This is a genomic window from Hymenobacter algoricola (assembly GCF_039539525.1).
Taxonomy (GTDB): Bacteria; Bacteroidota; Bacteroidia; order Cytophagales; family Hymenobacteraceae; genus Hymenobacter; species Hymenobacter algoricola.
On record NZ_BAABDH010000041.1, the window covers coordinates 1 to 21,505 of the forward strand.

General features: G+C 63.0%; 24 protein-coding genes. 15 read left to right on the top strand and 9 right to left on the bottom strand.

Going from position 1 to position 21,505, the window contains the following annotated elements; all coding sequences use genetic code 11:
- Positions 1-1,182, top strand: a 1,182-nt coding sequence (locus ABD842_RS12430) for a type I restriction endonuclease (RefSeq protein WP_345114228.1), incomplete at its 5' end; no start/stop codon positions are given.
- A gap of 136 nt (positions 1,183-1,318) precedes the next feature.
- Here ABD842_RS12430 and ABD842_RS12435 read toward each other — a convergent pair.
- Entirely contained in the window at positions 1,319-1,612 is a 294-nt protein-coding gene (locus tag ABD842_RS12435; protein WP_345114233.1) for a hypothetical protein, read from the bottom strand.
- Between the two features lie 140 nt (positions 1,613-1,752).
- On the opposite strand from ABD842_RS12435, the gene ABD842_RS12440 reads away from it, so the two are divergent.
- Positions 1,753-2,547, top strand: a complete 795-nt coding sequence (locus ABD842_RS12440; protein WP_345114236.1) for a thymidylate synthase — start codon at positions 1,753-1,755, stop codon at positions 2,545-2,547.
- A 302-nt stretch (positions 2,548-2,849) separates the two neighbouring features.
- Positions 2,850-3,050, top strand: a complete 201-nt coding sequence (locus tag ABD842_RS12445; protein WP_345114239.1) for a hypothetical protein — start codon at positions 2,850-2,852, stop codon at positions 3,048-3,050.
- Here the strand turns inward: ABD842_RS12445 and ABD842_RS12450 are convergent.
- From ABD842_RS12450 to ABD842_RS12460, 3 genes are all read right to left on the bottom strand, one after another.
- Positions 3,047-3,865 carry an aminotransferase class IV gene (locus ABD842_RS12450; RefSeq protein ID WP_345114241.1) on the bottom strand — a complete coding sequence of 273 codons (819 nt, stop codon included), beginning with the start codon at positions 3,863-3,865 and terminating at the stop codon, positions 3,047-3,049. The genes ABD842_RS12445 and ABD842_RS12450 overlap by 4 nt on opposite strands.
- Before the next feature lie 102 nt (positions 3,866-3,967).
- Entirely contained in the window at positions 3,968-5,095 is a 1,128-nt protein-coding gene (gene dprA, locus ABD842_RS12455) for a DNA-processing protein DprA (RefSeq protein ID WP_345114244.1), read from the bottom strand.
- Between the two features lie 159 nt (positions 5,096-5,254).
- Positions 5,255-5,608 carry a MerR family transcriptional regulator gene (locus ABD842_RS12460; protein ID WP_345114246.1) on the bottom strand — a complete coding sequence of 118 codons (354 nt, stop codon included), beginning with the start codon at positions 5,606-5,608 and terminating at the stop codon, positions 5,255-5,257.
- 313 nt (positions 5,609-5,921) lie between these two features.
- Here ABD842_RS12460 and alaS point away from each other — a divergent pair, with 313 nt between their 5' ends.
- The 6 genes from alaS (at position 5,922) to ABD842_RS12490 (ending at position 13,767) form a co-directional block, all read left to right on the top strand.
- The gene (alaS, locus tag ABD842_RS12465) at positions 5,922-8,606 is read left to right on the top strand and encodes an alanine--tRNA ligase (RefSeq protein ID WP_345114249.1); all 2,685 of its coding nucleotides are present in this window, start codon (positions 5,922-5,924) and stop codon (positions 8,604-8,606) included.
- Positions 8,607-8,609: 3 nt separating this feature from the next.
- Positions 8,610-9,020, top strand: a complete 411-nt coding sequence (locus ABD842_RS12470; RefSeq protein ID WP_345114252.1) for a hypothetical protein — start codon at positions 8,610-8,612, stop codon at positions 9,018-9,020.
- A gap of 119 nt (positions 9,021-9,139) precedes the next feature.
- A complete protein-coding gene (locus ABD842_RS12475; protein ID WP_345114255.1) occupies positions 9,140-9,772 on the top strand; it encodes a hypothetical protein in 633 nt (210 codons plus the stop codon).
- A gap of 43 nt (positions 9,773-9,815) precedes the next feature.
- Complete coding sequence (locus tag ABD842_RS12480; RefSeq protein ID WP_345114258.1) at positions 9,816-10,571, top strand: TonB family protein; 756 nt, start codon at positions 9,816-9,818, stop codon at positions 10,569-10,571.
- A 325-nt stretch (positions 10,572-10,896) separates the two neighbouring features.
- A complete protein-coding gene (gene gatB / locus ABD842_RS12485) occupies positions 10,897-12,354 on the top strand; it encodes an Asp-tRNA(Asn)/Glu-tRNA(Gln) amidotransferase subunit GatB (protein WP_345114261.1) in 1,458 nt (485 codons plus the stop codon).
- Between the two features lie 282 nt (positions 12,355-12,636).
- Positions 12,637-13,767: a redoxin family protein gene (locus ABD842_RS12490; protein ID WP_345114264.1), complete on the top strand. Its 1,131-nt coding sequence runs from the start codon at positions 12,637-12,639 to the stop codon at positions 13,765-13,767.
- Positions 13,768-14,009: 242 nt separating this feature from the next.
- On the opposite strand, the gene ABD842_RS12495 is transcribed toward ABD842_RS12490, so the two are convergent.
- The 3 genes from ABD842_RS12495 to ABD842_RS12505 form a co-directional block, all read right to left on the bottom strand.
- Positions 14,010-14,804, bottom strand: a complete 795-nt coding sequence (locus ABD842_RS12495; RefSeq protein ID WP_345114267.1) for a hypothetical protein — start codon at positions 14,802-14,804, stop codon at positions 14,010-14,012.
- A 40-nt stretch (positions 14,805-14,844) separates the two neighbouring features.
- Complete coding sequence (locus ABD842_RS12500; RefSeq protein ID WP_345114874.1) at positions 14,845-15,363, bottom strand: acyl-CoA thioesterase; 519 nt, start codon at positions 15,361-15,363, stop codon at positions 14,845-14,847.
- A 164-nt stretch (positions 15,364-15,527) separates the two neighbouring features.
- Positions 15,528-16,187 carry a protein-L-isoaspartate(D-aspartate) O-methyltransferase gene (locus tag ABD842_RS12505; RefSeq protein WP_345114269.1) on the bottom strand — a complete coding sequence of 220 codons (660 nt, stop codon included), beginning with the start codon at positions 16,185-16,187 and terminating at the stop codon, positions 15,528-15,530.
- 191 nt (positions 16,188-16,378) lie between these two features.
- Between ABD842_RS12505 and ABD842_RS12510 the strand changes: the two genes are divergently transcribed.
- The 6 genes from ABD842_RS12510 to ABD842_RS12535 all read left to right on the top strand — a co-directional run bounded on the left by ABD842_RS12510 (position 16,379) and on the right by ABD842_RS12535 (position 19,812).
- Complete coding sequence (locus ABD842_RS12510) at positions 16,379-17,797, top strand: sugar transferase (protein ID WP_345114271.1); 1,419 nt, start codon at positions 16,379-16,381, stop codon at positions 17,795-17,797.
- 28 nt (positions 17,798-17,825) lie between these two features.
- Positions 17,826-18,314, top strand: coding sequence for a hypothetical protein (locus tag ABD842_RS12515; RefSeq protein ID WP_345114274.1), 489 nt, complete (start codon positions 17,826-17,828; stop codon positions 18,312-18,314).
- Between the two features lie 17 nt (positions 18,315-18,331).
- Complete coding sequence (locus ABD842_RS12520) at positions 18,332-18,475, top strand: hypothetical protein (RefSeq protein WP_345114276.1); 144 nt, start codon at positions 18,332-18,334, stop codon at positions 18,473-18,475.
- 13 nt (positions 18,476-18,488) lie between these two features.
- Complete coding sequence (locus ABD842_RS12525; RefSeq protein WP_345114279.1) at positions 18,489-19,079, top strand: riboflavin synthase; 591 nt, start codon at positions 18,489-18,491, stop codon at positions 19,077-19,079.
- A gap of 1 nt (position 19,080) precedes the next feature.
- Positions 19,081-19,509 carry a hypothetical protein gene (locus tag ABD842_RS12530; RefSeq protein WP_345114282.1) on the top strand — a complete coding sequence of 143 codons (429 nt, stop codon included), beginning with the start codon at positions 19,081-19,083 and terminating at the stop codon, positions 19,507-19,509.
- A 99-nt stretch (positions 19,510-19,608) separates the two neighbouring features.
- Complete coding sequence (locus ABD842_RS12535; protein WP_345114285.1) at positions 19,609-19,812, top strand: hypothetical protein; 204 nt, start codon at positions 19,609-19,611, stop codon at positions 19,810-19,812.
- A gap of 148 nt (positions 19,813-19,960) precedes the next feature.
- On the opposite strand, the gene ABD842_RS12540 is transcribed toward ABD842_RS12535, so the two are convergent.
- Both ABD842_RS12540 and hemF read right to left on the bottom strand, forming a co-directional pair.
- Positions 19,961-20,536, bottom strand: a complete 576-nt coding sequence (locus ABD842_RS12540; protein WP_345114288.1) for a phosphatase PAP2 family protein — start codon at positions 20,534-20,536, stop codon at positions 19,961-19,963.
- Positions 20,533-21,492 (bottom strand): oxygen-dependent coproporphyrinogen oxidase, encoded by a 960-nt coding sequence (gene hemF, locus ABD842_RS12545; protein ID WP_345114290.1) that lies wholly within the window; start codon positions 21,490-21,492, stop codon positions 20,533-20,535. The genes ABD842_RS12540 and hemF overlap by 4 nt, the downstream gene beginning before the upstream one ends.
- Between the last annotated feature and the right edge of the window lie 13 nt (positions 21,493-21,505).

The window sequence follows — 21,505 nt, forward strand, 5'->3', positions numbered from 1 at the left end:
CATCGACTGGATTACCAGCCAGAATGCCAGCAATTGGTTCGATCACTGCGGCTACCACACCCAGCCCGCTTGACCACTGGCCACACCGTTCACGAATCCGCTATAGCGTCGCGGGCTCAAAAGCAAATATCCCACATCCAGACAGAGGAGGCCACAAAGAATGCGCTGGTAATGCCGTTCATAAATGCCCTCGGGTACAATGTCTTCGATCCGACGGAAGTAGTGCCGGAGTTTATCTGCGACATTGGCACCAAGAAAGGCGAGAAGATCGATTACGCCATTGTGCGGGACGGCAAGCCCATTATTCTGATTGAGTGCAAACACGTAGGTGCCGAGTTGAATATTAACCATGCCAGCCAGCTGTTTCGCTATTTTCACGTCACGGATGCCCGCATTGCGGTGTTGACCAATGGCATTGTCTATAAGCTGTTTACTGATCTGGAGCAGCCGAACAAAATGGATGAGCGGCCCTTTATGGAATTTGACTTGTTCAGTTTCCACGAAAACGACGTTGCCGAAATTAAGAAGCTGAGCAAAGCAACTTTCAATATCGAAGACATGCTTTTTGCCGCCTACAACCTGAAGTACATGCGGGCTTTCAAAAAGTACTTCGATGAGCAGTTCACGCAGCCGTCAGCAGATTTTATCCACTTTGTCTCCAAACAGATCTACGATGGTGTCCTGACTCCAAAACTCAAAGAGCAGTTTAGCATCCTGGTACACCGGTCATTTCAACAATTTCTGAACGACAAAATTGCCATGCGGCTACGCTCAGCGTTGGTTGACACCAGCGGCCAAGGCCTTCTGACTACTGAGTTGCCCGCCGTCCCGATGCTGGAAACTGTTGCTGTCACCGAAGCAGAAGGCAAGGAAAAAGACATTGAAACGACGGTAGAAGAAACGGAAGGCTTTATGATCGTGCGGGCTATCCTGCGCAAGACAGTGGGTGTAAATCGGGTAATAATGCGGGATGTACAGTCTTACTGCGGCATTCTACTGGATGATAATAACCGCAAGCCCATCTGTCGGCTGCACTTTAACGGGAGCCGTAAATTCGTCACCTTGTTTGATGTGGAAGGCGGTGAGCGGGTAGATATTAACTCGCTGGATGATTTGTACGGTCTAGCCTCCCGGATTCGAGCAGCCGTACAACGGCACGAAACGAAGCCAGTTGAAGCATAAAGAAAAGCCCCAACCTCGCTATGAGGTTAGGGCTTTTGTATGAGAAGCGGTTTAGGAAGTCGCCAGATCAAGCAGGACGTTCTTTTGACTTCCTAAACAGCTTCTAAAACCAAACTTTATAGGAGCAGCTAATCCCCTACGCCAGCACACTTTCCTCCAGCAACTCGGCCAGGCTCACCTCTTCCACATCCGGTACGGCGGCGAAGCGGCTTTCGTGGAAGTTGGCTTCGGGAAAGCCCGGGGCCACGCCGGCGTTGTTGATTTCCTCCACCGTCAGGCCAAAGCCCTTGGACGTGTCGAACAAACCGCGCACCACGTAGATCGGGCCGCGCTTGGGCGTCTGGATGGCCGGGTTCTGGGCCCGCAGCACGGTGAAGTCGTCGTTGGTGCAGACGATGGGCTGCCCGGGGTGAAACAGAGGTGGGTTCATAAGGCAAAGATAGGGGCGCAACTCGTTATTCGGCTGTCCCGCTGCCCGCTAAGGCGAAAGAAGCCTGGGTTTCGCCGCGTCGCCTTGCCCGCATGAGCCGGGTTGCTACCTTTGGAGCCCGACCATTACCGCTTTGCCGCATGCGCCAGTATCTCGACCTCGTCCGCCACATTCTCGACCACGGCACCCGCAAAACCGACCGCACCGGCACGGGCACGCTCAGCATCTTCGGCCACCAGCTGCGCTTCGATCTGCAGCAGGGCTTTCCGCTGGTCACCACCAAGAAGGTCCACCTCAAAAGCATCATCCACGAGCTGCTCTGGTTTCTGCGCGGCGATACGAACGTGCGCTACCTGCAGGAAAACGGCGTGAAGATCTGGGACGAGTGGGCCGACGAAAACGGGGACCTGGGGCCGGTCTACGGCAAGCAGTGGCGCAGCTGGCCCCGCCCCGACGGCACCCACACCGACCAGATGGCCGACGTTATCCGCCAGCTCAAAACCACGCCCGACTCCCGCCGCATCCTCGTCTCGGCCTGGAACGTGGCCGAGCTGGACCAGATGCGCCTGATGCCCTGCCACGCCCTGTTCCAGTTTTACGTGGCCGACGGCAAGCTCAGCTGCCAGCTCTACCAGCGCTCCGCCGACGTATTTTTGGGCGTGCCCTTCAACATTGCCTCCTACGCCCTGCTCACGCTCATGGTGGCCCAGGTCACGGGCCTGCAGCCCGGCGAGTTCATCTGGACCGGCGGCGACACCCACCTGTACGCCAACCACCTCGAGCAGGCCCGCCTGCAGCTCACCCGGGAGCCCCGCCCGCTGCCCCGGCTGCTCCTGAACCCGGCGGTCCAAGATATTTTCGGCTTCCAATATGATGATTTCAAGCTGGAGGCCTACGACCCGTACCCGGCCATCAAGGCGCCGGTAGCGGTGTAAGCCGGACTCCGGCGCGGGCTGACTGGGTAAGGCAGCCCGCGCCGGCTGATAGTACTCAACCAGCGCGGATAAGCCTAGCTGCGGGGGATTGGGGCCGGGGCGTAACGAATATAAATTATAACCTATAGAATGAGAAGGTTGGCCGGCTTTACGCCCTATCTTGGCGGTGCTTAGCTTGATAGCGCTGGCGGAATAAGGTAGTTGACGCCTAAAATCTATTACGGCAAAATTAAACTCTGCAGTGAAAATCCAATCCAAGGGCCGATTCCGTATCTGCCGCCATGCCTACTCGCACGCCCCCTTTGTCCGTCTACTCCCCGGTTGCTCCCGCTGATACCAGCCTGTCGCGGAAGCACCGCGCCCTGGTGGCGCTGTACGCGCTGAGCGCCGGCCAGCAGGCGCGCGAAGAAGTTCTGCGCATCAACAACGTATCGGAAACGGACCTGGCGGAGCACGAAGCCGAGTGGCTGCTGCTGCGCAACCGCAATACGCCCGCCAACTAGTCCGGCTGCTGCTCCCAGCGCTGCAGCGCGCTCCACAGGGCCGGCGGCGTAGCAGGCAGCCACTGCGCCCCGATCTGGCGGATGAGCCTCAGGCCCGCGACGTTGGCGGTAAAGACGGCTGCGGCGCCGAGTACGGCGGTCGGCTCATACTGCCCTTCGTAGCACGTCACGCCGCGCTGCCGGGCCACGCGCAGCAGGTGGGCCCGCCGCACGCCGGCCACGCAGCCCGTCGTCAGGGCCGGCGTAAACAGCTCCCCGGCTTGGATCCAGAACAGCGCCGCGGCCCCGGCTTCGGCTACGTGGCCGGCGGCCGTACACAGAATGATTTCATCCAGCCCGCGCTGCTGCCGCTCCCGGGCGGCCCGCACGTACAGCCAAGCCTGGGGCCCCTTACAGAAGCTGAGCGGGGAAGGCAGCGAGTGGTTTTCCCGGGCAAAGTCGGCCCGCCCGATGGCGGTCTGGTCCGCGGCATAGGGCTCCGCGGTAGCCAGCCACTCCGCCTCCTCGCCCGGGGGCTTGTAGCGCCCGCCGCCCGAGCGCCAGAGCTGCAGGCGCAGCCGGGCCGCGGGCAGCTCATTGGCTGCCGCCAGCCGCTGCAGCGTGGTCTGCAGCGCTTCCACCGTCGCCAGCGGGGCGGGGAGTTGAAAATACAGCGCCGCCGCGGCCTGCTGCATCCGGGCGTGGTGGTCGGCGGCGTAGCGCAGCTGGCCATCGACGCAGACCAGGGTTTCAAAAAAACCGTCGCCGAAGGCCAGGCCGCGGTTGGGCAGGGGCAGGGCGGCCGTCGGCAGCAGGTGGTTGTTGAGCAGCAGCATAAGGGCGCAAGGTAGAACACGCCGACTACCTTTGTTCCGAAAAAAGTACGCTACGGGCGTGCCGCGCCCAATTCGCAACTGCCCCAGGCCTATAAGCAGCTCTCACGAAAGCCGAAACTTCTTGCCCGGCAGGGCCTTGACCACGCCCCGGAACTCCAGGCTCAGCAGCAGCGAGGCTGCTTGGTGCACTGGCAGCTGGGCTTTCCAGCTCAGGTTGTCCAGCAGCTCCTCGCCGGGCAGTAAAACTTCAATGACCCGGAATTCTTCGGGGGTGAAGTCGGCCGGGTCGTAGGCCGGGGCCGAGCGGGGCTTGCCGGTGGGGTGCAGGGCTTCGTCCCAGTTGAGCAGCTCCTCCAGGTCTTTCGGAGCCGAGTACAGCGCGGCCTTGTTGGTCCGGATCAGCTCGTTGCAGCCCTCGGAGGCCGGGCTGCCCAGGCTGCCGGGCACGGCCAGCACGTCGCGGTCGTAGCTCAGGGCCAGCTCGGCCGTAATCAGGGCCCCGCCTTTTTTGGCCGCTTCCACCACCACGGTGCCGTCGGCGAGGCCGGCAATGATACGGTTGCGGGCCGGGAAGTTGTAGCGGTCGGGCGGGGTGCCGAAAGCAAACTCGGTGAGCAGGCCGCCCTGGGTGAGCATCTTTTCGGCCGTTTTGCGGTGGGCGTGGGGGTAGAGTACGTCGAGGCCCGTGGCCATGACGCCCACGGTGTCCAGTCCTTCCTGCAGCGCGGCGCGGTGGGCGGCAATATCAATTCCGTAGGCCAGGCCGCTGACTACCAGCGGCCGGTGCGGCAGCAGGCCCTGCACCAGCAGCTCGGTCTGGGCCCGGCCGTAGTCGGTGGCCTGGCGGGTGCCGACGATGGCCACGATTTTGGGCTGGTTCAGCTCGGCCGTGCCCTGGTAGTAGAGCAGGGCCGGGGCGTCGGCAATCTGCTTGAGGCGGCGGGGAAACTGCTTGCTGGTGTAGAACAGCAGCTGAATGCCCTCGGCGGCGGCTTTTTTCAGCGTCGCCTCCGCTTTCTGCAAGGCCGCCGTGCGGGCCGCGCCGGTCAGGGCCAGCACGGTGGCCGGCCCCACGCCGGGAATCTTGCGCAGCTTGCCCGGGGGCAGCATCAGCACGTTTTTGGCCGAGCCCCCGTAGCTCATCAGTTGCCGGGTAAGCTGGGGGCCGACGCCGGGGAAGAGGGTGAGGGCAACTTCGTGGAAGAGTAATTCGTCGGTAGCAACGGGCATTAGATAGGTGTGATAGAAGTTAAAGTAATCCACTCTCAGCCTGCATAACCGCCTGTCCTCCTGAGCCCAGCGAAGGCCCTTGCTACGGCCGAACGAGTCGTTGTTGCGCTGGTCGTTCAACTGGCATAAGGTCCTTCGCTGGGCTCAGGATGACAGCCGCTAGCTCTTCCCAATCACCTCCAGCTCCTTTTTCATATTCACCAGAAACCCGCGCACTTTCTCCAGGCTCTGAATCACGTCGATTTTCTCCTTGAGCTGGGGGCCCTTCTGCTTGAGCAGGTCGCGGGCCCCGGGGATGGTGTAGCCGCGCTCCTTGACCAGGTGGTAGATGGTGCGGAAGATGTCGATGTCCTGGGGCGTGTAGAGGCGGTTGCCCTTCTTGCTTTTGCGCGGGCGCAGCTCCTCAAACTCGGTTTCCCAGAACCGGATCAAGGACGGGGCCACGTTGAACTGGGCCGCCACCTCGCCGATGGTGAAGTACTGCTTCTCGATTTCGCGGTCTTTGTAGGGCATGGGCTGGGTATTCGGGGCTATTCAGGGCAAAAAGAACGTCATTTCGAGCTTGCCGAGGAATCTCGCGGGCTGACGTTGGATCAGTAATCGGACGACGCCACGCGAGATTCCTCGGCAAGCTCGGAATGATCAACGAAAAAAAGCGGGCCTCGCAGCGGCAATTTCGCTTTCCGGCTTAGTCGGCTAACTTTGCCGGAAGCGCCTTTCCGTCGGAAAGGCGAAAAGTAGCCAAAATCCCGGCCGCCGCCAATTCCGGCGGCTCTGCCATCCACGAACCTTACGACTCGCGAAGTGAAACTTCGCGGTACTGCTTATGTCCCTTCCTACCGCCAGCCACGTCCGCCAGCAGTTCCTCGACTTCTTCGCCTCCAAGGGCCACCACATCGTGCCCTCGGCGCCCATCGTGGTGAAGGACGACCCGACGCTGCTGTTCATCAACTCGGGCATGGCCCCATTCAAGGACTACTTCCTGGGCAACAAGCCCGCGCCCTACAAGCGCATTGCCGACACCCAGAAGTGTCTGCGGGTGAGCGGCAAGCACAACGATCTGGAAGAGGTAGGCTACGACACCTACCACCACACCATGTTCGAGATGCTGGGCAACTGGTCGTTTGGCGACTACTTCAAGACCGACGCCATTGCCTGGGCCTGGGAGCTGCTCACCGACGTGTTTAAGCTGGAAAAGGACCGTCTCTACGTCACCTATTTCGAAGGCGACCAGGCCGACGGCACCGGCCCCGACACCGAAACCCAGAACCTCTGGCGGCAGTACACCACCGACGACCGGATTCTGCCCGGCAACAAGAAGGACAACTTCTGGGAGATGGGCGACACCGGCCCCTGCGGTCCGTGCACCGAAATTCACATCGACCTGCGCTCCGACGAGGAGCGGGCCGCCACGCCGGGCCGCGAGCTGGTGAATGCCGACCACCCGCAGGTGGTGGAAATCTGGAACAACGTGTTCATGGAGTTTCAGCGCCTGGCCGACAAGTCGCTCATCAAGCTGCCCGAGCAGAGCGTGGACACCGGCATGGGCTTCGAGCGGCTGATGATGGCCGTGTCGGGCGTGAAGTCGAACTACGACACCGACGTTTTCCAGCCCCTGATCCAGTTCATTGCCAACGAGGCCGGCATCCGGTACCACGGCACGGCCCCGGCCAAGGTGACCGACCAGCCGGCGACGGAAAACGAGAAAACCGACATTGCCATCCGCGTCATTGCCGACCACATCCGCACGATTTCCTTCGCCATTTCCGACGGGCAGCTGCCCTCGAATGTCAAGGCCGGCTACGTGATTCGGCGGATTTTGCGCCGGGCCGTGCGCTACGCGTTTTCGTCGCTGGGCTTCAAGCAGCCGTTTCTCTACAAGCTCGTGCCGGTGCTGGCCGAGCAGATGCGCGACATCTTTCCCGAGCTCAAGCAGCAGACCCAGTTTGTGCAGCGCGTAGTAGAAGAGGAGGAAATTGCCTTCCTCAAAACCCTCGAAAACGGCCTGCGCCGCCTCGACGCCTTGGAAGAAGCAGCCCGCGCCAACGGCAACCGCATCGACGGCAAAACCGCGTTTGAATTGAGCGACACCTTCGGCTTTCCGCTCGACCTGACGGCCCTCATTGCCCGCGAAAAGGGCCTGACGGTGGACGAGGAAGGCTTCAAGAAGGAGCTGGAGCAGCAGAAGAGCCGCAGCCGCAATGCCCAGGAAACCGAGCAGAGCGACTGGACCGTGGTAACCGAATCGGACGAGCAGCCCGCTTTCGTGGGCTACGACCTCGACGAGGCGCCGGCTAAGATCCTGCGCTACCGCAAAACCACCGCCAAGGGCAAAACCGAGTACCAGGTGGTGCTCGACCAGACCCCGTTCTACGCCGAGTCGGGCGGGCAGATCGGTGATACGGGCTACCTGACCAGCCCCCTGAGCAAGGTGCGCGTGATTGACACGAAAAAGGAAAACGACCTGATCGTGCACACCGTGCTGGATTTGCCCCTGGACCTGGACGCCGACTTCTCGGCCAAAATTGACCACGCCCGGCGCGAGCTGATCCGCAAAAACCATACGGCTACCCACCTGCTGCAGGCCGCGCTGCGCGAAATCATCGGTAGCCACGTCCAGCAGAAAGGCTCGCTGGTGAACGACAAGCTGCTGCGATTCGACTTTTCGCACTTCACCAAGGTGACCGACGAGCAGCTGCGCGAGATTGAGCGCATGGTCAACCAGCGCATCCGCCAGCAGATTCCGCTCGATGAGCGCCGCAACGTGCCCATTGCCGAGGCTAAAAACCTGGGTGCCATGGCCCTGTTCGGTGAAAAGTACGGCGAGTTCGTGCGCGTCATCACCTTCGATAAGGAGTACTCCGTGGAGCTCTGCGGCGGCATTCACGTGCGCGGCACCGGCGAAATCGGCTTCTTCAAAATCACCTCCGAAAGTGCCGTGGGCGCCGGCGTGCGCCGCATCGAGGCCGTAACCGGTGAAACGGCCGAAGCCTACGTGGACCAGCAGCTCGACCTGCTGCACCAGGTGCGCGAGGCCCTGGGCAACCCCCAGCATTTGCTGCCCGGCATTCAGAAGCTGACCGAGGAAACCGCCGGCCTGCGCAAGCAATTGGAGCAGTTTGAGCTCCAGAGCCTGAGCCAGCAGAAGGACCAGCTGGTGGCCCAGGTGAAGCCCCTGAACGGCATCAACTTCCTGGCCGCCCAGGTGCAGGTGAGCTCTGCCGACGGCCTGAAAACCCTGGCCTTCCAGCTGCGCCAGTCCGTGGACAACCTCGTGCTGGTGCTCGGCGCCGACATCGACGGCAAGCCCCAGCTGGCCGTGATGCTCGACGACGAAATTGCCAAAGCCGGTAAGCTCAACGCCACCACGCTGGTGCGCGAGCTAGCCAAGGAAATCCAGGGCGGCGGCGGCGGGCAGCCGTTCTTTGCCACGGCCGGCGGCAAGAATGCCGCCGGGCTGGCGGCGGCTATTGCCAGGGCTGAGGCTTTGGTGAACGGGCTGCTGGGATAAAGTATGGATATTGAATACATTATAAAAAGCTATGGCCCCCTGGCTAGTACGTTAGGGGCTGCCATTGCTTTTGTGTGGACGATAATTCAGTTCGTAGCGGTGCGGACCCGAGAGGCACAGAACCGGGAGTTTGAAGTATTTCACCGCTTGATTAAAGAGTTGGTAGAACCACCGACACCTGATGGGGCCCTTTATGTAGATAGGCAATGTGCTATTATCTACGAGTTGCGGTTTTTTTCTCGCTATCATCCAGTTACCAAGCGCACATTGCTGGGATTACAAGTAAAATGGGGGGAGTTAGAGGGCAAGTATGAAAGGCTGCTGGACGAAATAAGTACCACGCTTAAATACTTGGACTCTCACCGCAATAAGCTGCGGCGAGTTGTGCGTTTTTTCTGGAATGTGAACTATTAGCATAGGCCCTTAACCTCCGAACTGAGGCGACGTTGGCAATAAAAATGGCTGCTAGGTAGTTATTCTTGCCAACGTGTGGCAAAAATAAATGATATTGAACAAGTATTCTTGCCAAGGCTATGCCCCGTCGTCCTGCTCCCGATTCCTGGTTGTCGCATCTGTGCGCTTATTTTGGGCTGCGCGCCTATGATATGGCGCACTATTTGGGCGTAGATGCCGGGCAACTGAGCCGCCTGGCATCCGGGCGGCGTCCCACGGGGCCAGCCGTGCAGGAAGCGTTAGCGCCTTTCGTGAAGTGCATGCCCGCCATGGCCCCGACTTCCGGGCCGCTGGCCCTGGCCCCGCCCGCCGCTGCCGCCCTCGAAGCCCGCCTCGATTATTGCCGGCACCATGCCCGCCGCGTGCGCCGGGCGTTGCGCCCCTTGGAAGCCCAGGCCCAGGCCGCCGCGCGCTGGTCGGCAGCGTTGCCCGCGTTCCGGGCCGCGCTGCCGACCGACCCCGGTGCCGAGCCCGACTCGGTGGCCGCCTGGCCCGCTTGGCATACCTGGTTTCGCCACCGCTGGCTCGACCGGCGCCCCGGTACCTTGGACCCCGACCAAAGCGCCGCCTATCACCTGCTGCGCCTGCGGGCCGAAGCCCTGGAGACGGAAGCCGCCGCCCTGCAGGCGTTGCTGCCCCCGGCGGCCGGGGAAGGCGAGCCTACCGACGACGTGGTGCTGGGCTTCGTGCGGGCCAATGCCATGCGGCGCTGAGCGGGCTGCTTTACACTTTCGGTTATTTCAAAAGTAGATTATCATGCATCCCACAGTCGCAATTGTCCTGGCTGCCCTGCTGGCCACCCCGGCCCAGGTCTGGGCCCAAACCACCCCTCAGACCCTGAATGCCTACTTCAAGGCCCAGGGCAAAAACGATGATCTGGGCTTCGGGCCGGGCGTGCTGTTCCGGACCGACACGCTGCGCACGGCCGGCACGGCGGGCGGGCGGGTGCGCCGGTACTTTCCCTCGGGCAAAAAGTACGAGGAGGTTCCCTTCGCCAACCTGCGCAAGGGCGAGCTGCAGGGCCGGCAGACGCGCTGGTTTGAAAGCGGGCAGCTGCAGGCCACCGAAGACTACGCCGCCGGCCAGCGGCAGGGGCGGATGGTGACCTTTTACCCCGATGGCACCGTGCGCCGCCGGCAGGAGTACGCCCGGGGCGTGCCCGGCAAGAGCGAGTGTTTTGCCCCCAACGGACAGTCCGTCACCTGCCCCGAGTACGTGGTATTTCCGGAGTACCCGGGCGGCCTGCCGGCGCTGCTGACCCACATCCAGTCCAGTACCCGCTACCCCAAGGCGCAAATCCGCCAGGGCATTCAGGGCAAGGTGCTGGTCGACTTTATCATTGATAAAACGGGGGCGGTGACCAACGCCCGCATCAAGCAGGGGCTGGCCCCGGCGCTGGACGAGGAGGCGCTGCGCGTCGTGAGCAGCCTGCGCGCCTGGACGCCCGGGCGGCTCGACGGCGAAGCCACGGCAGTGCTTTTCACGCTGCCCGTCACGTTTGCCATCCGGTAGCAAGCGGCGCTGGCCGTTTCCACTCCTTACTTTCAGCCTGCCGCCTGCTTGGCGCCCCAGCGGGTGCGCGGGGAGCCGGTGGAATCCTTTTTTACCGTGGCAGCGGATTTCACCCAGCCGGTTGCGATTCGGGAGAAAGCCGCGCCTTGCCAGCGGCCGGGCCCGCGGCGCCGGGCGTGGCCTCCGCCGCGGCGGAACAACCCGGCTGCGCCGGCCCGAAATAATGTGGGGCGCGGGCGGGTTGGCGAACAAAAACCGCGGCAGCAAGTAACTTAGCACCAAAATCAGCGCACTCCGCTGGCAGATCAGCGACAATCAGCGATTCATGGACGAAGCAATAAAAGCCAAATACCAGCCCGTCATCGGCCTCGAAGTACACGCCCAGCTGCTCACCCAGAGCAAGATGTACTCCGCCGACGAGAATGAATACGGCGCGCTGCCCAACAACAACCTGAGCGTGATTACGCTGGGCCACCCCGGCACGCTGCCCCGGGTGAACCGCACGGCGGTGGAGTTTGCCATGAAAATGGGCCTGGCCACCAACTGCCACATCACCCGCGACAACCTGTTTGCGCGCAAGAACTACTTCTACCCCGACCTGCCCAAGGGCTACCAGATCACCCAGGACAAAACCCCGATCTGCACCCTGGGCCACGTCCCGATCCGGCTGGCTGACGGCTCGGTGAAGGAAATCGGCGTCACGCGTATTCACATGGAGGAAGATGCGGGCAAGAGCATGCACCTGGCCGGCGAAACCGAAACCCTGGTGGACCTGAACCGCGCCGGCGTGCCGCTGATCGAAATCGTGAGTGAGCCCGATATCCGCGACGCCGATGAAGCCTACGCCTACCTCTCGGAAATCAAGAAGCTGGTGGTGTACCTGGGCGTCTGCGACGGCAACATGGAGGAAGGCTCCCTGCGCTGTGATGCCAACGTGTCGGTGATGCTGCACGGGGCTGCCCAGTTCGGCACCAAGGTGGAAGTCAAGAACATGAACTCCTTCCGCAACGTGCAGCGCGCCATCGAGCACGAAATCGAGCGGCAGATTGCCATTCTGGAGGCCGGCGGCATCATCGACAGCGAAACCCGCGGCTTCGATGCGGCCACGGGCAGCACCAATGCCCAGCGCAGCAAGGAAACCCTGAACGACTACCGCTACTTCCCCGAGCCCGACCTGCCCCCGCTCATCATCAGCGACGCCTGGCTGCACGAGGTGCAGGCGGCCCTGCCGGCCCTGCCCCAGCAGCTCTACACCCGCTTTACCGGCGAGCTGGGTTTGTCGGACTACGACGCGTCGGTGCTCACCGACCAGAAGGAAATTGCCCTGTTCTTCGACGAGCTGTCGCGGCTGACGCCCAACGCCAAAGCCGCCGCCAACTGGGTGCAGGGCCCGGTGAAGTCATACCTGAACGAGCGCGCCTTTACCCTGGCCGACTTCCCGCTCAGCCCCCGGCAGCTGGCCGACATCATCGGCCTCATCGACGAGAACAAGGTAAGCCACTCGGTGGCCGCCAAGCAGCTGTTCCCCTACCTGCTCGACCATCCTACCCAGACCGCCGCCGCCGCCGCCGGGGCCCAGGGCCTGCTCCAGCAGGCGGATACCGGCGCCCTGGAAGCCATGGTGCAGCAGGTGCTCGACGCCAACCCGGCCAAGGTGGAAGAATACCGGGCCGGCAAAAAAAGCCTGACCGGCATGTTTATGGGCGAGCTGATGAAGCTCACCGGCGGCAAGGCCGACCCCAAGCTGGCCAACCAGCTGCTGCGCCAGAAGCTGGACGCCTAAGGGCCGCCCCACGTAACAAGCCACCGTCAGCCCCGAAGCCGGCGGTGGCTTGCTGCTGGGTACCGGATCCGCGGCGGCAGCGGCCCCGGCCGCTTCGGGCCGCTGCCGCCGCGGGCGCCGGAACCAAGCCCCGCCGTTTGGGCTTTGCCAACTACGGGGCCGTGTACCGGGGCTTAATTTTCGCAATCCGGGGCAACTCGGCAATTTGCCGGTTGGATCCCCGTTTTTTTAACGGCTCGTAAGCCCGTAGCTTGCCCGTCATTCGAGATGAAACCACAACCTATGAAGAGTTTTCTGCTGATTGGCAGCGTGCTGGCCATGGCCAATGCCTGCAATAAAAGCGCGAATCCCAGCTCCAGCACCGCCGCCGCCGGCTACCAGGTGAACGGGCAGTTTACCAACGCCCCCGCGGGCACCAAGGTGTATCTGTCCGAGATGGGCGACACCCAGTTTATGCCCCGCGACACGGCTACGGTCGACGCCGAGGGAAAATTTACCCTGCAGGGCACCGCTGCCGAACCCGGCCTCTACCAGGTGAAAGTCGATGAGGGCAACCAGGTGCTGCTGGCCCTCGACAACAGCAGCCGGGTGCAGCTGGGCGGCGACGCGCAGAAGCTCACCGGCAACTACACCGTGAAGGGCTCGAAAGACTCGGAAGTGTGGCAGCAGCTCAACCGCCGCATGCTGGCCTCCAAGATTCAGCTGACGGCCGTGGAGCAGCGCTACGGCCTGAACGCCCAGGCCGGCCGCACCGACTCGATGCAGCTGCTTAAGGATCGGTACTTCGCCGTGCAGGCGGCCTCGACGGCCGAAATAAAGCGGCTGGTGCGCCAGAACCCGAAGTCGGTGGTATCGGCTTTCGTGGTGGGCAACCTGCTGAACCCCGACGAGCAGTTCGCCTTTGCCGATTCGATGGCGGCGGAGTTCAAAAAGACCATGCCGGAGTCGCGCTACACCAAGGCCCTGGTGGCCCGGCTCGACCCGCTGCGGGCCACGGCCCGGGGCACGGTAGCGCCGGAAATCAGCCTGGCCGCCCCCGACGGCAAAATGGTGGCCCTGAGCAGCCTGCGCGGCAAGTACGTGCTGATTGACTTCTGGGCCTCCTGGTGCGGCCCCTGCCGTCAGGAAAACCCGAACGTGGTCAAAGCCTACAAGCGCTTCAAAAACAAGGGCTTCGAAATCTACAGCGTCTCGTTCGACCAGGACCGGGGCAAGTGGCTCAAGGCCATTGAAAACGACGGCCTGACCTGGACCCACGTGTCGGACCTGCGGGGCTGGGAAAGCGCGGCCGGCCAGACCTACGGCGTGAAGTCCATTCCGCTGTCGATCCTGCTCGACCCCCAGGGCCGCATTATCGATAAAAACCTGCGCGGCGACGCGCTGGAAGCCAAGCTGGCCTCGGTGCTGAAGTAGGAGCTGGTTTTTGGTTGTTGGTTGTCATCCTGAGCGACGCGAAGGACCTTCCTCTTCGCCACTGGAAGCCTTTTGAAAGGAGAAAAGCCCTTTACCGCCGCAACGGTAAAGGGCTTTTGCATTGCTAATGGCTGGTAGGGTGTCCGAGGCAGGGCCTTTATTCCGCTTCGCTGCATAGCCGCCAGATGAGGAGGACAGCCGAACGAATAACCAGAAACGAACAACCAAAAACCGTCCAGTCCCTACCCCAGAAACATGCGCTGCATGGCCTGCCAGAGGAGTTTTTTACGGCTGTTGTCTTCTTCCAGCAGCTCGATTTCGGCCGCGGGCAGGTAGGCCACGTCGTTGACGAGCAGCACCGGCTCGTAGAGCTGGGTTTTGTAGACGGCCACGTCGAGCAGGTTTTTGCCGAAGCCGATAACCTGCTTGGCGGCCAACTGCCGGCGCAGCGTACTGAGTGCCACCGGCAGGTGCGACTCCACGTTGATGAGTACCACGTCGGCCATCACCAGCCGGATGGCTTTGAGCAGGTTGTTGAGAAACACGTTTTTGGGCAGGCGCTGAAACTGCACCGCATCCAGGCGCACCAGAATCACCAGCCCGTTGGCATTGCTGCCCAGTGTGGAGTACGGGGTTTCGGTCAGCGGCGGCGCCGTGCGCTGGGGTGGCGCGTCGGCTGGGGCCGCCGCCGCGGGCGGTGGGGCCAGTGGCGGGGTGGGCCTGGGCGCAGCGGGGGCCACCAGCGACGGTAGCCCGGACGGAATAGGAATGGCGACCGGTGCCGGTGCCGGTGCCGGTGGAGCCGGCGCCGAAACTACCACGGTCGGTACGGGAGCTACGGGTGGCAGGAGCGGGGCCGCTGGCGGCGGGGGAGCAACGGGAGCCGGCGCGGCCGTTGCGGGCGGGGCCACAGCCAGGAGCGGGGCCACAGCCAGGGGCGGGGTTATTGCGGCCGGGCCGGGCTCGGGCACCACGTAGAGGGACACGTTGGTGTAGAAATTCTGAAAAAATGCCAGTGACGCCTCTTCCTGTTCCATAGGGCAGCTAACTTAATCCGGATGGCCGACGGGGCCGGGGTTACTCGACAACGAACAACGACTTAAGCTCCGTCGCTTCCTGGGGCTTCATGCGTCCGCCCAGCACGAGGCGCAGCTGGCGGCGCCGCAAAGCGCCGTCGTAGAGGCTGATTTCCTCCGGCGTCTCGGCCACGGCTTCGGGCACGTCGATGGGGCGGCCCGACTGGTCCACGGCCACGAAGGTGTAGAAGGCCTCGTTGCTTTTGACCTTGGTGCCGCTGGGAATGTCTTCGGCCCACACGTTGATGTGCACTTCCATGCTGGAGCTGAAGGACCGCGTCACCTGGGCCTGCAGCGTCACCACGTTGCCCAGGCGGATTGGCTCCCGGAACGATACGTTGTCGACCGAGGCCGTCACCACGATGCGGTTGGAGTGGCGCTGGGCCGACACGGCGGCGGCAATGTCCATCAGGTGCATCATGCGGCCGCCCATCAGGTTGTGGAGCGTGTTGGTATCGTTGGGCAGCACCAGCTCGGTCATAATCACGAACGAGTCTTTGACGGGCTTCTGTTTACGCATCATGCGGCGGGTTTCTTCAGGGGAAGTAGGTAAGCAGCCGCAAAGATAAGCCCCCGCCGAGCGGAGAAGTAAGAATTAGTAAGTAAGAATCAGCAAAAAGCCCCAGCCGCCCGGTCAGAGCCGCCGTAGCCAATTCTTAATTCTTAATTCTTAATTCTTAATTCTTAATTCTTAATTCCCCACCCCGCCTGGCCCAGCAGGGGCACGAAGCGGAATTCCTCCAACTCCTCGCGCACGAAGCCGGCCTCACTCTCCCGCGTCACGCGCAGCATGCGCTGGGTGTGCTCGGTGCCCACCGGAATGACCAGGGCCCCGCCCACGCGCAGCTGCTGCAGCAGGGCCCGCGGAATGGTGGGCGAGCCGGCCGTGACCAGAATCTTATCAAAGGGCCCGTGCCCGGGCAGGCCCACCGAGCCGTCGCCGCAGAACAGGTGGGCGGCCTGGTGCAGGCTGGCCAGGCGGCGGCGGGTGCGCTCAAAGAGCACGGCGTTGAACTCGATGCTGAACACGTGGGGCGTGAGCTGCAGCAGCACCGCGCACTGGTAGCCCGAGCCCGTCCCGATTTCCAGCACCCGGTCTTGGGGCCGCACGCCCAGCAGGGCGGTCTGGTAGGCCACGGTGTAGGGCTGCGAAATCGTCTGGCCCTCGCCGATGGGAAAGGCCTTGTCCTGGTAGGCGTGCTCCTGGAAGGCGGCCTCGAAGAACAGGTGGCGGGGCACGGTGCCCAGGGCCGTGAGCACCCGCTCGTCCTCGATGCCCTTGCGGCGCAGCTCCGCCACCAGGGTGCGGCGCTGCCCGCGGTGGCGGTAGCTGTCAGCGGGCATAGGCGAAGGAGCGGGAGCGGGCCATGAGCGGGGAGGAAAGGGAGGTCTGCGGTTCCGCATTAATGCCCTACCTTTGCCATGCGTCAGAAATGGCGCCAGCGGCCTGTTAGAGCGACATCAGCCGCGAAACTACGGCTTCACCCGCACATTATCACCTATTGCCGGCCCTGGCCGGTCTGCCCGTATCCCACTTGATTCGCACCGCGCAAAAACTGAAGCTTATAGCTGCCGACTTTCTGGCGGCGCTTTTGGCCTGGGTTAGTTTCTTTCTGCTGCGCAAATACCTGCTCAGCGAAATGACGGCCGGCTATAAATTCACCGAGGGCGCCCTGTTTACCCTCACCGGCGGCGCCATCATGATTGCGGCCTTCTGGATGCTGCTCTACGCGCTGATCGGCGAGTACCGCGACATTTTCCGCAAGTCGCGCCTGTCCGAAATCATCCGGCTGGGCCGGGTTTCCATCCTGGGGGCGCTGATTATCTTCTTCGCCTTTCTGCTCGACGACCAGGGGGTGAGCAACTACCGGCTCTACTACAAGACCATTACGGCCTACTTCCTGCTGCACTTCTTTATCACGGCCATCCTGCGCACCTGGGCCGTGACCAGCGTGCAGCATCTGGTGCACGACGGCACCATCTACTTCAACACCCTGCTGGTGGGCTCCAATGCCCTGGCCCACGAAACCTACCACGAGCTGACCCGCACCAGCCGCCACCTGGGGCTGCGCCTGGTGGGCTTTGCCCCGGTGGGCGACACGGTAGACGAGGCGCTGGCGGCGCAGCTGCCCGCCCACGGCTCCTACAAGCGCCTGCCGGCCCTGATCCGGGCCCTCAAGATTGAGCAGATTGTCATTGCCATCGAGCCCTCGGAGCACCGTATGATTCAGGAAATCCTGACCCTGCTGGAAGGCACGCCCACCCGGGTGAGCATCCTGCCCGACCTCTACCAGATGCTGCTGGGCTCGGTGAAGGTCAACCACCTGTTTGGCACGCCGCTGATTGAAATCAAGCACGATCTGCTGCCGCTGTGGCAGGAAGTCACCAAGCGCGGCCTCGACATCGTGGGCTCCCTGCTGTTTTTGGGGCTAGCCTGGCCCGTGTACGCCTTCACCGCCATGATGGTGCGCAGCTCGTCGCCGGGGCCCGTGTTCTATTCCCAGGAGCGCGTGGGCAAGCTCGGGCACCCGTTCCGCATCTATAAGTTCCGCTCGATGTACGTGGATGCCGAGCAGCAGGGCCCGTCGCTGTCGTCCGACCACGACCCGCGCATCACGCCCTGGGGCCGCTTTATGCGCAAGGTGCGCCTCGACGAGCTGCCCCAGTTCTGGAACGTGGTGAAGGGCGACATGAGCCTGGTGGGCCCGCGCCCCGAGCGGCAGTTCTACATCGACCAGATCGTGAAGGTGGCCCCGCACTACCGCCACCTGCACCGGGTGCGGCCCGGCATCACCAGCCTGGGGCAGGTGAAGTACGGCTACGCCGAAACCGTGGCCCAGATGGTGGAGCGGCTCAAGTTCGACATTCTCTACATCGAAAACATGAGCCTGGCCATGGACTTCCGGGTGATGCTCTACACGATTAAGATCATCGTGGAAGGGCGGGGGAAATAAGCCCGGTCATAGCATACAAAAAGCCGATATGATAACGAAACGGTTCATTACCTGCACGCTGGCCGCCGGACTGGGGCTAGGGGCCTTCACCGCCCGGGCCCAACAGCCGGCCGGGGCTAGCGCCAACTTTCAGCTAATCGTCAACGGGCAGCCGATGGATGTGGAAGCGGGCAAGGAGTTCACCCTGACCACGCCCAAGGGGGAGACGGTGCGGCTGGAAGTGCGGGAGAAAACCATCCGCACGTTTCAGGACAGCTGGGTAACGTTTCAGTATCCGGCGAAGCTCTCGGTGGCCGAAACCCAGCAGGATGGCATGCGGCAGCTGGTGATGATGAATGCCACCGGCGGGGGGCTGCTGATCCAGGAATATACGGGTATCGACCCGGCTGGCATCGTTGACTTTATGAGTGCGCAGCTGGTCAAGGACGACGCCAAGGCCGGCTATAAACAGTCGGAAAAGCCTTACAGCTTAACGCTGGCCGACAACAAGCAGCTGCAGGGAAAACAAAGCTCCTAACGCAGAAAAACAAGCAAATGGTGTACAACGTCGGTACGTGGTCGGGCGAAAACGAAGGCATCCTGGTTGTGGCGTTTCAAACGACGGACGGCAGCGACGACGATAAGATCAACCAGCGGTTGATTGATGACGTGCTTAAGAATCTAAAAATCCGGCGCTAGCGCCCGTTTTACCATGTTCACAGGAATCATAGAAGCCCTCGGCACCATCACGGCCGTGCAGACCGAAGGCACCAACCGCCATTTCACCGTCGCCACGCCCTTCGCGGCCGAGCTGCAGGTTGACCAGAGCGTGGCCCACGACGGCGTGTGTCTGACGGTGGTGGCCGTGGACGCGGCCGCCGGTACCCACGTCGTCACGGCCATCGACGAGACCCTGCAGAAAACCAACCTGGGCAGCTGGGCCGCGGGCCGGCAGGTGAACCTGGAGCGCTGCCTGGCCGCCAACGGCCGCTTCGACGGCCACATCGTGCAGGGCCACGTCGATCTGGCCGCCGTGTGCGAGTCGGTGACGGACCAGAACGGCTCCTGGCTCTACCGCTTCCGCCACGCGCCGGGCGCGGGCCGGGTGACGGTGGAAAAGGGCTCCATCTGCATCAACGGCACCAGCCTGACCTGCTTCGAGAGCACCGATACGGGCTTCAGCGTGGCCATCATTCCCTACACCTACGCCCACACCACCTTCCAGCACCTGCGCGCCGGCGACCCGGTCAACCTGGAGTTCGACATCGTGGGCAAGTACGTGGCCCGGCTGCTGGGCAAGTAATATGGCCGCCGGACCGTCGACGGGTGGGCGCTGGTTTGGCCGGCTGATGGTTTTGCCGGTCCTGTTGCTGGGCGCAGTGCTCAACGTACTGGCTACGGAATACACCAAGCCTGTGTGGCATACGCTGGAGCAGCTGTCCGGCTTGGCGGGTGCCGGGCTGCTGCTGCTGCTGGTTGTAGCTTGCCTGGCTCTTACCCGGCGCTTTTATCGTCGTAGCCCGCTGCTGCTGCGGGCGCTGTTCGTGGCTTCGGCGCTAATGGTCGACTATCTGGTGGCCATGCTTGCCCAGGCCATATTAGATCAGTCCCGGCAGCCGGAGGAGGTTGACCTGCTGAACAACGTTGATTTCGTGGTGATTCTGCCCGCGGTGCTGCTGGCCCTGCTGCTCTGGGGCTGGGCATTTGACCGGGTGAAGAATACGGCAGCTTAGCCTAGTCACGCTTTCAGGCCATTTTTCGGGTGGCATAGCCAAACTCCCCATCGGCTGCTGCGTAACAGGCTCTACACTAACCACCACCACCACCGAGCTATGTCCACCAAACGCGAATTAATCGAGCCCACCGAAGGCGACAAGCGCTACGTCCGCCGCGATGATGAAGGCCAGTTCACCGAATCCGACGACCTGAACCGCTCCCTGTCCCAGGATGCCCGCGAAAACGCCAAAACCACCGTCAAGCCCGGCCACGGCGACGAGGGCGACGGCCACAGCGGCAACCGCAAGCCCGCGAAATAAGACGGGTTGCCAAAATGGAAAAAAGCTCCGGTCCCGGCAGGGTCGGAGCTTTTTCATGTGGTATCCGGCGTGTCCGTCTTGAAGCTCAGGCGAGTTTTAGGTTGGTAAGTAAAGCTCGGCCGCGGCGCTCCGGCCGGTGGTGCGGCGGCTAGAGCGCCGTCGGCCACCACCGCTCGGCCCCGCGCCGGTAGAGCGTGGCGCAGCCCCAGGCCAGCAGGCCGCCCAGCAGGGCGCCGGCCACCACGTCGGTGAAGTAGTGGGCGGCCAGGTAGATGCGGCTGTAGGAGAGCAGCCCGGCCCATACCAGCACCAGCCACTTGGCCAGGCGGTAGCGCCGGGGCAGCACCAGCCACAGAAATACCGCCAGGGCAAACCCGTTGGCCGCGTGCGACGACATGAAGCCGAACTGTCCCCCGCAGCCGTGGGCCAGGTTCAGGGCTGCCGACAGCTCCGGGTCGTGGCAGGGCCGCAGGCGGGCGAAGAAGGGCTTGAAAAACCGGCTCGAAATGCTGTCGGCCAGGGCCACGCTGAGCAGCAGCAGCGGCACCAGCAGCCGGGTGCGCTGCCCAAACAGGTAGCCCAGCGCCAGCAGAATAACCAAATAGGCCGGAAACCACACAAAGCGCTCCGAGAAGAAAATCATCCACTTGTCCAGCGCCGGCGAGTGGGAGGCATTGGCGGCCAGCAGCAGCCGGCGGTCCAGGGTTTGCAGCAGCTCGATCAAAGCGCGTCGGGGGCTTCAACCCAGTTTACGCCTTTGCGCAGCCAGCTCTGGGTGGCGGCTTCGGGCGAGCCGGGGGCGGGCACCAGGTTGTAGTGCCACTCGCAGCGCGGGGGCAGGCTCATCAGGATGCTCTCGGTGCGGCCCCCGGTTTCGAGGCCGAAGCGCGTGCCCCGGTCGATGGCCAGGTTGAACTCGGCGTAGCGGCCCCGGCGCACCAGCTGCCACTGCTCCTCGGCGGGGCCGTAGGGCAGGGCGCGGTTTTGCTGCATCAGGGTGGTGTAGGTGGGCCCGAAAACGTCGGCCACGGCCCGCACGAAGGCGAACAGGTCGTCGGCCGAGCCATCCTTGCCCACGGTGAGCCGGTCGAAGAAGATGCCGCCTACGCCCCGGGTTTCCTGGCGGTGGGTGAGGAAGAAGTAGTCGTCGGCCCAGGCGTGGAAGCGGGCGTAGTAGGCGGGGTGGTGCTCGTCGCAGACGGCCCGCAGCTGCTCGTGAAACCAGCGGGCCTGGGCTTCATCCACGTAAATCGGGGTCAGGTCGATGCCGCCGCCGAACCAGGCCTCCCCGTTGCCGGCCTCGAAGTAGCGCACGTTCATGTGCACGATGGGCACCCGGGGGCTGCGCGGGTGCTGCACCACGCTCACGCCGGTGGCGAAGTACTCAGGGTTGGGCATGAGCAGCACCCGGGCGGCCTGCTCGCTCATAGTGCCCGCCACGGCCGAGAAGTTCACCCCGCCCTTTTCGAGCACGTCGCCATTGGTGAGGACGCGGCTGCGGCCGCCGCCGCCGCCGTGGTGCTGCCAGGCGTCTTCCTGAAAGCGGCCCCGGCCGTCGGCCGCTTCGAGCTGCTGGCAGAGGCGGTCCTGAAAATCACGCATCCAGGCTTCCACCCGGGCCCGGAAGGGCGGGCCGGCCGCGGGGGAGGAGGTGGGGGGAACAGGGGAGGTGGTAGGCATAAGCAGACGGGCA

Bases quoted from the DNA above. Each gene is read 5' to 3' on its own strand.
- ABD842_RS12435 (WP_345114233.1), bottom strand. From the start codon at position 1,612: ATGAACCCACCTCTGTTTCACCCCGGGCAGCCCATCGTCTGCACCAAC.
- ABD842_RS12505 (WP_345114269.1), bottom strand. From the start codon at position 16,187: ATGCCCGCTGACAGCTACCGCCACCGCGGGCAGCGCCGCACCCTGGTG.
- ABD842_RS12470 (WP_345114252.1), top strand. From the start codon at position 8,610: ATGGATATTGAATACATTATAAAAAGCTATGGCCCCCTGGCTAGTACG.
- ABD842_RS12530 (WP_345114282.1), top strand. From the start codon at position 19,081: ATGGCCGCCGGACCGTCGACGGGTGGGCGCTGGTTTGGCCGGCTGATG.
- dprA (WP_345114244.1), bottom strand. From the start codon at position 5,095: ATGCCCGTTGCTACCGACGAATTACTCTTCCACGAAGTTGCCCTCACC.
- gatB (WP_345114261.1), top strand. From the start codon at position 10,897: ATGGACGAAGCAATAAAAGCCAAATACCAGCCCGTCATCGGCCTCGAA.
- ABD842_RS12535 (WP_345114285.1), top strand. From the start codon at position 19,609: ATGTCCACCAAACGCGAATTAATCGAGCCCACCGAAGGCGACAAGCGC.
- ABD842_RS12515 (WP_345114274.1), top strand. From the start codon at position 17,826: ATGATAACGAAACGGTTCATTACCTGCACGCTGGCCGCCGGACTGGGG.
- ABD842_RS12525 (WP_345114279.1), top strand. From the start codon at position 18,489: ATGTTCACAGGAATCATAGAAGCCCTCGGCACCATCACGGCCGTGCAG.
- ABD842_RS12480 (WP_345114258.1), top strand. From the start codon at position 9,816: ATGCATCCCACAGTCGCAATTGTCCTGGCTGCCCTGCTGGCCACCCCG.
- ABD842_RS12475 (WP_345114255.1), top strand. From the start codon at position 9,140: ATGCCCCGTCGTCCTGCTCCCGATTCCTGGTTGTCGCATCTGTGCGCT.
- ABD842_RS12495 (WP_345114267.1), bottom strand. From the start codon at position 14,804: ATGGAACAGGAAGAGGCGTCACTGGCATTTTTTCAGAATTTCTACACC.
- alaS (WP_345114249.1), top strand. From the start codon at position 5,922: ATGTCCCTTCCTACCGCCAGCCACGTCCGCCAGCAGTTCCTCGACTTC.
- hemF (WP_345114290.1), bottom strand. From the start codon at position 21,492: ATGCCTACCACCTCCCCTGTTCCCCCCACCTCCTCCCCCGCGGCCGGC.
- ABD842_RS12460 (WP_345114246.1), bottom strand. From the start codon at position 5,608: ATGCCCTACAAAGACCGCGAAATCGAGAAGCAGTACTTCACCATCGGC.
- ABD842_RS12490 (WP_345114264.1), top strand. From the start codon at position 12,637: ATGAAGAGTTTTCTGCTGATTGGCAGCGTGCTGGCCATGGCCAATGCC.
- ABD842_RS12440 (WP_345114236.1), top strand. From the start codon at position 1,753: ATGCGCCAGTATCTCGACCTCGTCCGCCACATTCTCGACCACGGCACC.
- ABD842_RS12450 (WP_345114241.1), bottom strand. From the start codon at position 3,865: ATGCTGCTGCTCAACAACCACCTGCTGCCGACGGCCGCCCTGCCCCTG.
- ABD842_RS12500 (WP_345114874.1), bottom strand. From the start codon at position 15,363: ATGCGTAAACAGAAGCCCGTCAAAGACTCGTTCGTGATTATGACCGAG.
- ABD842_RS12520 (WP_345114276.1), top strand. From the start codon at position 18,332: ATGGTGTACAACGTCGGTACGTGGTCGGGCGAAAACGAAGGCATCCTG.